This is a genomic window from Nocardioides szechwanensis (assembly GCF_900103935.1).
Lineage (GTDB): Bacteria > Actinomycetota > Actinomycetes > Propionibacteriales > Nocardioidaceae > Nocardioides > Nocardioides szechwanensis.
Map to the genome: position 1 here is coordinate 20,848 of NZ_FNIC01000014.1, position 8,755 is coordinate 29,602.

Sequence of the window (8,755 nt, forward strand, 5' to 3'; positions counted from 1 at the left end):
TCCCGTCAACGCTTGCGCGAGCGCTTCTTCACCGGGACGTGCACGGTCGAGGCCGACGCGTCAGCGTCCGGCTCGTCCGTGCTGGGCTCGGTCGCCACGGTCGTCGAGGCCGCCGTTGCGGAGGCTGTACGGCGACCACGCGTGCGGGTCACGACCTTCGGCGGCTCGGTAGCGGCCGCGGCCGCCTCCGGCGCTTCGGGGGAAGCCTCGACGGGTGCGGCGGCCGGAACGACCACCACGGGGGCCGGCATCTCGGCCGGGGTCGTGCTGATCGTCGCCGTGGACCGCGTGGTACGTCGGGTCCGGGTGACGACCTTGGGCGCCTCCGGCTCGGCCGCCGGCGCCTCGGCCGCCGGCGCCTCGGGCTCGGGCTCGGCCTGGACCTCCGGCTCGGCCTGGCCCTCGGGCTGCGCGTCGAGCTCGGGCTCGGTCACGGACGTGGGCTCGACCTCGGTGAGTGGCTCGAAGGTCTCGTCGTCCTCCTCGGCCGGCGCGGCGTTCTCGGGCTTCGCCATGGCGGCGACGTCCTTCGGGGACGGCACGGCCTTGGGGGTGCTCGGGGACTGGTCGTCCTGACCCCGGCCCCGGCCACCGCCACCACCACCGCGGGAGCGACGACCGCCACCGGCGGAGCGCGGCGCGTCGTCGCTGGAGCGGGGTGCGACCGGCTGCTCGTGGATGACCACGCCGCGGCCTTGGCAGTGCTCGCAGTTCTCGCTGAAGGCCTCGAGGAGGCCAGTGCCGATCCGCTTGCGGGTCATCTGGACCAGGCCCAGCGAGGTCACCTCGGCGACCTGGTGGCGGGTGCGGTCGCGGCCGAGGCACTCGACCATGCGGCGCAGCACCAGGTCGCGGTTGGACTCGAGCACCATGTCGATGAAGTCGACGACGATGATGCCGCCGATGTCGCGCAGGCGGAGCTGGCGCACGATCTCCTCGGCGGCCTCGAGGTTGTTCTTGGTGACCGTCTCCTCGAGGTTGCCCCCGGAGCCGGTGAACTTGCCGGTGTTGACGTCCACGACGGTCATCGCCTCGGTGCGGTCGATGACCAGCGAGCCGCCGGAGGGCAGCCAGACCTTGCGGTCGAGACCCTTGGCGATCTGCTCGTCGACGCGGTAGGCGGCGAAGATGTCCTGGCCGTTGTCGCTCTCGTAGCGCTGCACCCGCTCCTGCAGGTCCGGAGCCACGTGGGCGACGTAGTCCTGCACGCTGGTCCAGGCGTCGTCGCCCTGGATGACCAGCTTCTTGAAGTCCTCGGTGAACAGGTCGCGCACGACCTTGAGGGTCAGGTCGGGCTCGCCGTAGAGCAGCTGCGGGGCCTGGCCCTTGGCCTTGCCGTCGATGTCCTCCCAGCGAGCCGTGAGGCGCTCGACGTCGCGAGTCAGCTCCTCCTCGCTGGCGCCCTCGGCGGCGGTGCGCACGATGACGCCCGCGGTGTCGGGGACGATCTCCTTGAGCAGGGTCTTGAGCCGGTTGCGCTCGGTGTCGGGGAGCTTGCGGGAGATGCCGCTGGTGGTGCCGTCGGGCACGTAGACCAGGAACCGGCCGGCCAGGCTGACCTGGCTGGTGAGGCGGGCACCCTTGTGGCCGATCGGGTCCTTGGTCACCTGGACCAGGATCGACTGGCCGGAGGTGAGCACCGACTCGATCTTGCGCGGCTGGCCATCCTTGTGGCCGAGCGCCGACCAGTTGACCTCGCCGGCGTAGAGCACCGCGTTGCGACCCTTGCCGATGTCGATGAACGCCGCCTCCATGGAGGGCAGGACGTTCTGGACTCGGCCGAGGTAGACGTTGCCGATCAGCGAGGTCTGCGACTCGCGGGCGACGTAGTGCTCGACGAGCACCTTGTCCTCGAGCACAGCGATCTGGGTGAGCTCCTCGCGCTGGCGGATGACCATGACCCGGTCGACCGACTCACGGCGGGCCAGGAACTCGGCCTCGCTGACGATCGGCGCCCGGCGGCGTCCGGCCTCGCGGCCCTCGCGGCGGCGCTGCTTCTTGGCCTCGAGCCGGGTCGAGCCCTGGATCGAGGTGATCTCGTCCTCGGCGTTGCGGGGGCGGCGGACGCGGGTGACGGTGTTGCTCGGGTCGTCGCCCGAGCCGTTGTCGTCGCCCTCGCGACGCCGGCGCCGGCGCCGGCGGGTGCCGCCCTCCTCGGAGGAGTCACCGTCGTCGTCCTTGGACGGCGCCTGGGACGACGAGGAGTCGGCGCTGGTGTCGTTGTCGTCGCTGGTGCTGTCGTCGCCGTCGCCCGGCTTGCGGCGGCGGCGGCCACCGCGGCGGCGCCGTCGGCGGGGACCGCCCTCGCCGTCGCGGTCGTCGTCGGAGTCGTCGTACTCCGCACCCTCGCCGGAGTCGGCCTGCTCGGTGCTCGGCTCGTTCTCGGCCGGCGCGGCGGATCCCGACGTGGCCTTCTTGGCGGTACGGCGGCGCGGCGTGCGCGCCGCGGGGGCGTCGGCGGCGGGCTCGTCGCCGCTCGCCGCGGGAGTCTGGGGTGCGTCGGTCGCCTCGGTCGCCTCGGGCGACTCGGGCGGCTTCGCGGCGGCGCGGCGGCTCCGGGTACGTGTCGTGACCGTGGTCTCGGGCGCCTTGAACAGCACCATCGGCGCGGACGGGTCGGAGGTGGCCGACCCAGACGACTCAGGCGCCTCGGGCGCCGCAGCAGCGGGCTCGGCGTCTGCCTTCTTGGCGGTCTTCTTGGCGGCGGCCCTCTTGGCCGGGGCCTTCTTCGCGGCCTTCTTCGCCGGCGGGTCGACCGGAGCGTCGACCGGTGCGTCGGCAGGCGCCTCGTCGGCAGGCGCGGCGGCCGCCTTCTTGGTGGCGGCCTTCTTGGCGGGGGCCTTCTTGGCCGCCGCCTTCTTCGCGGGTGCCCGCTTGGCTGCGGTCTTCTTCGCGGGGGCGTCGGGGATGTCCGGCGTCTGGGTGGTGTTGTCGTCGTCAGCCATGATGCTGCTCCTCACCCGGAGCGGCGCGCCGTCCGGGGGTGTAGGACGCCGCTGACCCGAGACCTCAGGATCGACGGCGCAAAGCCTTCGTGTGGCGGCGACACCCTCCGCAGGTGCGTCACTGGACGAGGGCTACGTCACCAACCGCGGTCGCAGGGCCACAGGCGTGAGTCGCTGTCACCGACTCTCACTGGCCGCGTCGCGGTCCGGCAACGACCTTCATCCACTGTGCCGACCCTAGGGATCAGGGACCGGCGAGAACGTCGTCGGGTCGAATCAGGCATCGGCACCTTTCACGTACCGACCACGGTCATCAACCAGGGCGAGTATCGCACAGCACGACGGGAACGGGTTATCGCCCAGACCTCAGCGCGTCGCCGATGGCTCCGGTCTCGGGGTCGAGCGGCCCCTGCGTGAGCCGGGTGAGCAGCGGCGACTCGGTCAGCACCAGGCCGGAGGTGCGGGCCAGCCCGGACAGCACGTCGTCGGGCCGGACCGCGGGCGTGCCGTGCCGGAGGACCAGGTCGAGACGGCTCCCCCGCTCGCCCTCCTCCACCGTGAGCGACAGCACCGCGGCGCGGCAGTCGAACTCCCGCAGGCCCTTCTTGGTCATCCGCTCGACCGTGATCGACTCAGCCCCCAGGAACGCGTCGACCGCCGTCCGGGCCGCCTCGAGGGGCAGCTCGAAGTCGACCTGCCAGCGGCTCGCCTCCAGCAGGTCGGCCAGCCCGCCACCGGGCGACTCGACCACCTCGACGATGTCGAGGCCGTCGGGGAGCGCCTCGGCCAGCGCGGCGTGGATCGCGGCCGGGTCGACCACCTCGGCGAGGGCGATCTCGAGGAACTCGGCCTCGCTGGCGGACCCGGTGGGCGCCGCGCCGGCGTAGGAGATGCGCGGGTGGGGGTTGAACCCGGAGGAGTAGGCCATCGGCACCCGGGCGCGGAAGATCGCGCGCTCGAAGGCGCGGCTGAAGTCGCGGTGGCTGGTGAAGCGGAGCCGGCCGCGCTTGGCGTAGCGGATCCGCAGCCGCTGCACCGGAGGCGCCTGCTGCTCGGGTTGTTCGCGGGCCACTAGCAGGCTCCTGTCAGCATCGGCCGTCTCCGCAGGTGTCGAAGACGTAGATCCCCAGGACGGAGATGAGCAGCACGCCGACCAGCGCCAGCAGCCCGATGACCGTCGCGACCAGACCGAGCCAAAAGCCGATGCTGGCGAGGTCCTGGCCACTGGACGCACCGTCGGACTCCGCGATCTCACGCTTGGCCATCCGGCCCAGCACCATCGCGGGGATGCCGGTGACGAACGAGCAGCCGGTCAGCGACACGATGCCCAGGACCAGCGCCGCGATCGCGTGGCCGTTGGCCGGCGGCGGCGGCCGGAAGCCCGGGTAGGGCGAGCCCAGCGGGGGCTGCTGGCTCATCGTGGCTCCTTCATCGCCGGGGAGGGATAGACGGTACTGACCCGCTGCCCGTCCAGCCATTCGGTGAGGCGGGCCGCCTCCGACTCCAGCGCGCGCTGCGCCTCGACCGGCACCGGGTCTACCGTGCGCACCTCCACGACACCGTCGGGGTCCTGGACCCAGCAACCGACGATCCGCCCGTCCCACCAGGCGGTGGTGCCGGCGTTGCCGTTGCGGTCGAAGAGGGCCGGGCCGTGCTCGCCGAGGTAGAACCCGCGCTCCTTCCACCCCATGACGGTGGGGTCGAGGACCGGCAGCAGGGCCGCCCAGGGCTCGACGGCGGCCTCCTCGTCGAGGTCGTCGGGCAGGACCCATCCGGTGCCCCCGCCGTCGAGCCCGACCTCGACCGCCGCGACGTCGGACAACGCCCGCGTGACCGCCCCCTTGGTGGAGCCGAGCCACCACTGGAGGTCGTCGGCGGTGCCGGGGGCGAACGTCGCCAGCCACCGGCGCACGAGCTCGGCGTACCCCTCGTGCGGGGTCAGCGGCTCGGGGACGTCGCCGAGCCAGCTCTCCATCAGTGCCCAGGTGTAGCGCGAGATCCGCCAGTGACCGGTGCTGTGGGCGCGCACGATCCGGCCCTCGACCCCGAGCTGCGTCAGGACCCGGGGTGCGATCGGCACGGTGCCGCCGTAGGACTTGTCGGGCGAGTAGGTCAGGTGGCCGGTCAGTGCGGGGACCCGCGCGCGCAGGTCGGCCGCGGACAGCTCCACGCCGCCCCCGAGGTGGGCGAGCGTCGCCGCCCGGGCTCGCTCGAGCCACGCCGCTCCGTCGTCCGCGAGCCCGCCCTCGACGGCCTCCTTGGCGAGCCGGGTGCCGAGCGCGGCCGCGACCCGGGCCGAGGCGCTCCCCCAGGCGGCCGGGAGGAGGTCACGGGGGAACACGAACAGCGTGCGCCGCATCGCGAGCTGCTTGACCAGCGTGCGGTCGTCGAAGAGCGCCCGGTCGACGCTGGCGACCGTCAGCCCGTCGACCCGGGCGAGCAGGGACAGGTAGACCGACGCCGGTTCGGTCGCGTGGAGCACCGTCATCGCCCGGGTGGCCGCCACGGGGTCGGCGAGCCGGTGGCTGGGCGCGACCGCGTGCCGCCGGGCCAGCCGGGCCCGCCGCTCGGTGTCCGGGATGTGCCGCATGCCGCCTATCCTGCCCGGGTCAGCAGACAGTCGATGCGTGGGACGGGGGCCGATGAACCGCTGGCTCCATGCCCTGTTCGCCGTGGCGGCGCTCGGGGTCGTCATCGCCCTGGTGGTGTTCTGGCCGAGCCCCCAGGGCCCCGGTCCGCAGCTGCCACCGTCGCCGCCGTCGGGGCTCCCGCCGCCGACCGGCCCCGCGCCCACCCCGACACCCACCGGGCCCGGCGGCACACCGAGCTGCCCAGACCCGGCCTCCGTGCGGCTGCGCGTCGTGACGTTCAACATCCACGGCGGCGTTGGTCCAGGCGACGACTACGACCTGGCCGGCATCGCCGCGGAGATCCGGGCCTGGGACGCCGACGTGGTGCTGCTCCAGGAGGTGCACCGCTACCGCGCCAAGTCCGGTCTCGACGACCAGCCGGCCGAGCTCAGCGAGATGCTGGGCATGGAGGTGGTCTTCGGTCACAACACCACCCGGCCGCCCGAGGCGGCGGGTGCGCCCCGCCGTCAGTCGGGTACGGCGATCCTCAGCCGGCAGCCGATCCTCAGCTGGTCCAACCAGATGCTGCCCAACCTGCCGGGGCTCCAGCAGCGGGGGCTGCTGCGCGCCACGATCCTGGTCGCGGGGCGCCGGGTGGACGTCCTCAACACCCATCTGCAGCACACGCGGGGGATCATCCGGGTGCTGCAGACCCGCGGGATCAGGCGACTGGTCGGCCGTTCGGGGCACCCGTTCCTGCTGGGCGGCGACTTCAACGCCGAGCCGGGCTCCCCGTCGATGCGGGTCCTCGACGGCGTCGTGACCGATCCGTGGCTCCAGGTCGGGGTCGGCGAGGGTCTCACCGTGCCACCGCGGGTGCCCAAGCGGCGCATCGACTACGTGCTCTACGGCTCCGGCGGCTGGGTGCCCGAGCAGGCGCAGGTCGTGAAGTCGGCCATCGCCGACCACCGCGCCGTACTGCTCGACTACGCCTTGCCCCGCTTGGCCTGCTGACGCGCCAGCCGGCTACGGCGACGCTCGTGCACCCGGGTGGCGAAGGCCGCCAGGGTCTCCACCGCGGCGGCCGCCACCTGGGCCTCGTCGAGCTCCGGCAGCGCGCGCGCCGCGTCCTCGCCGGGCAGGAGCAGCTCGGGATCGCCGTACAGGCGGTAGTCGCCGGCGCGGAGCGCCTCGAGCTGCACGTCCGCCAGCTCACGCACCCAGCCGAGGTGCTCGGGAGGCAGGGTGATCTTGGCGCTCGCCTCCCGGGCGAGCACCCCGCGGACGAGGATGTTGCGTACGGCCGGCACGTAGTCCTTCTCGTAGTCGGCCAGCCGCTCCCCCAGGCTCTCGTTGAGCCGACGCAGCACCTCCGCCTCGACGTAGCCGAACGACGCGTTGACGTGGTGGGTCGGCAGCGTGAGCCGGCTGGCGTCGAACCCCACCACCCCGCCGAAGAGGCGGAACACCCCGTCGGCGTCAGCCGACATCGGAGGTACGGCGATCACGTGCACGTTGCTCGGGTCGAGGCCGGCGCCCCAGCGCGCACAGATCCCGGAGATGTCCTGGCGCTGCCAGAAGTGCTGGGCCGCGGCGCCCTCGCGGCGGCGTACCTGGTCGAGGAAGGTGGGGTAGTCGGTCGTCAGCCGGTGCTTGAGGAACTGCTGCCACTCCGACGGGAGCTGCTTGGCCCAGTCGCGCGCGGTCACGACGACCCGCAGGTCGAGGTCGGCGGCGGCGGCGAGCTCGCGCATGAGGTCGATGCGGGGCTCGTCGAGCTCGCACAGGTCCTCGTTGCTGATCAGCAGCCGGTCACCGGGGGTGTCGCGCAGCCGCGGGGCGAGCTCGCGCAGGGCCTTGGCCCGGACCGGGCGGTCGAACCCGGAGCCCATGGTCCAGCCCAGTGGACGAAGCAGTCGGCGCACGTGGGCGGGCCGGCCGACGAACGGCAGGCCGACGCCGGAGCGGCGCAGGAAACGCTTGGAGGACCAGAGCCCCGCCTGGAGAGCGGAGGTTCCGGTCTTGCTCGCGCCGACGTGCACGAAGAGCGGGCGCGTGGTCACCGGCGCAGCATAGCCACGGCGCGCGGCGGCCGATCCTCCCAAGGTGCCCCCGAGGGGCTCAGTTCACCTCTAGGGTGTGCCCGTGAGTACACCCACTGACGGCCCCGGAGGCCAGCCCAACCCCTATGGCGAGCCCTCGGGCCAGCCCGCCAACCCCTACGGCGCGACGCCGACCCAGCCCACGGGAGGCGGCGGCTACGGCGGCGCCTACCCGGGCGGTCAGCCGGCGGAGCAGCCCCCGGGCAAGGGCCTGGCCATCGCGGCCCTGGTCCTCGCCTTCATCGCCTGCGTGATCCCCAACCTGATCTCGATGGTCCTCGCGATCATCGTCCTGGTGAAGAAGAAGGGCGGCAAGGGCCTCGCCATCGCCGCCATCATCATCAACGTGATCGTCCTGATCGCCTGGGCGGCGCTCGCCGCCGGTGGCGTGTGGCTCTTCAGCAACATCGTGACCGTCGAGAACGCCGAGAAGGGTCAGTGCGTCGAGACGACCACCGAGGACGACACGGTGTCGCTGCTCAAGAAGGACTGCGCCGAGGCCCACGACGCCGAGGTCATCGTCGTCGGCGACCTGACCGCTGACGAGCTGGCCACCTACGAGACCGACGTCGCGGCCGTGTGCGAGACCCGCCTCACCGACGACGGCGGCGACCCGGCCGAGCTCAAGGGCGACTCGTGGCAGCTCCTCACCGAGGAGATCCCGCCGTCCGAGGGCGACGCCTTCGTGTGCCTGATCGAGAACTCCGACGGCAGCAAGCTGCCCGCCAAGTAGTAGTCCTCACCCCACGCCTGCGTGGGAGCAATCACGTTGACCCGCCCGAAACTTTCGGCTCCCCTGACTCATGTGTGGGTTAGGAGGGTCGGCCGGGCAGGGCGGGTCGGTGGGGTCCGAGGGCGAGCATGGCCAAGGCGATGAGGGCCTCGGGGTTTTTGTAGCCGAACGCGATCCGGGTCAGGAGTCGGATCTTGGTGTTGACCGACTCGACGGGGCCGTTGGACATGTCATGTTCGATCGCGGCCAGGATCCGGGTGCGGTGTCTGGTGATGCGTTCGGCGAGTTCTGCCATGGGTGCGATGTCGCTGTGGCTGGCCTGGTCGATCCACTCGTCGAGGTAATCGGCTGCATCCTCGGGTCGCATCTTGAAGACCAGCCGGAGCCGCTCCTTGAACAGGTAGG

General features: G+C 72.5%; 8 protein-coding genes. 2 read left to right on the plus strand and 6 right to left on the minus strand.

Annotation, left to right across the window (positions count from 1 at the left end):
- Positions 1 to 5: 5 nt before the first annotated feature.
- From BLR90_RS20435 to BLR90_RS20450, 4 genes are all read right to left on the minus strand, one after another.
- Positions 6 to 2,945 carry an Rne/Rng family ribonuclease gene (locus BLR90_RS20435; RefSeq protein ID WP_091027084.1) on the minus strand — a complete coding sequence of 980 codons (2,940 nt, stop codon included), beginning with the start codon at positions 2,943 to 2,945 and terminating at the stop codon, positions 6 to 8.
- Between the two features lie 352 nt (positions 2,946 to 3,297).
- Complete coding sequence (locus tag BLR90_RS20440) at positions 3,298 to 4,017, minus strand: TIGR03936 family radical SAM-associated protein (protein WP_245715432.1); 720 nt, start codon at positions 4,015 to 4,017, stop codon at positions 3,298 to 3,300.
- Between the two features lie 13 nt (positions 4,018 to 4,030).
- Positions 4,031 to 4,363: a DUF4190 domain-containing protein gene (locus tag BLR90_RS20445; protein ID WP_091027085.1), complete on the minus strand. Its 333-nt coding sequence runs from the start codon at positions 4,361 to 4,363 to the stop codon at positions 4,031 to 4,033.
- Complete coding sequence (locus tag BLR90_RS20450) at positions 4,360 to 5,535, minus strand: winged helix DNA-binding domain-containing protein (protein ID WP_091027086.1); 1,176 nt, start codon at positions 5,533 to 5,535, stop codon at positions 4,360 to 4,362. Before BLR90_RS20450 ends, BLR90_RS20445 begins: the two co-directional genes overlap by 4 nt.
- 52 nt (positions 5,536 to 5,587) lie before the next feature.
- On the opposite strand from BLR90_RS20450, the gene BLR90_RS20455 reads away from it, so the two are divergent.
- On the plus strand, positions 5,588 to 6,529 hold the full coding sequence (locus BLR90_RS20455) for an endonuclease/exonuclease/phosphatase family protein (RefSeq protein ID WP_143016293.1): 942 nt from the start codon (positions 5,588 to 5,590) through the stop codon (positions 6,527 to 6,529).
- On the opposite strand, the gene BLR90_RS20460 is transcribed toward BLR90_RS20455, so the two are convergent.
- Entirely contained in the window at positions 6,502 to 7,578 is a 1,077-nt protein-coding gene (locus BLR90_RS20460) for a hypothetical protein (RefSeq protein WP_091027088.1), read from the minus strand. The genes BLR90_RS20455 and BLR90_RS20460 overlap by 28 nt on opposite strands.
- A gap of 82 nt (positions 7,579 to 7,660) precedes the next feature.
- On the opposite strand from BLR90_RS20460, the gene BLR90_RS20465 reads away from it, so the two are divergent.
- The gene (locus BLR90_RS20465) at positions 7,661 to 8,350 is read left to right on the plus strand and encodes a hypothetical protein (RefSeq protein ID WP_143016294.1); all 690 of its coding nucleotides are present in this window, start codon (positions 7,661 to 7,663) and stop codon (positions 8,348 to 8,350) included.
- Between the two features lie 79 nt (positions 8,351 to 8,429).
- Here BLR90_RS20465 and BLR90_RS20470 read toward each other — a convergent pair.
- Positions 8,430 to 8,755, minus strand: a 326-nt coding sequence (locus tag BLR90_RS20470) for a transposase (RefSeq protein WP_143016295.1), incomplete at its 5' end; no start/stop codon positions are given.

What these genes read in the sequence shown, in the direction of transcription:
- BLR90_RS20455 (WP_143016293.1), top strand. Translation starts at nt 5,588, where the DNA reads ATGAACCGCTGGCTCCATGCCCTGTTCGCCGTGGCGGCGCTCGGGGTC.
- BLR90_RS20445 (WP_091027085.1), bottom strand. Translation starts at nt 4,363, where the DNA reads ATGAGCCAGCAGCCCCCGCTGGGCTCGCCCTACCCGGGCTTCCGGCCG.
- BLR90_RS20450 (WP_091027086.1), bottom strand. Translation starts at nt 5,535, where the DNA reads ATGCGGCACATCCCGGACACCGAGCGGCGGGCCCGGCTGGCCCGGCGG.
- BLR90_RS20435 (WP_091027084.1), bottom strand. Translation starts at nt 2,945, where the DNA reads ATGGCTGACGACGACAACACCACCCAGACGCCGGACATCCCCGACGCC.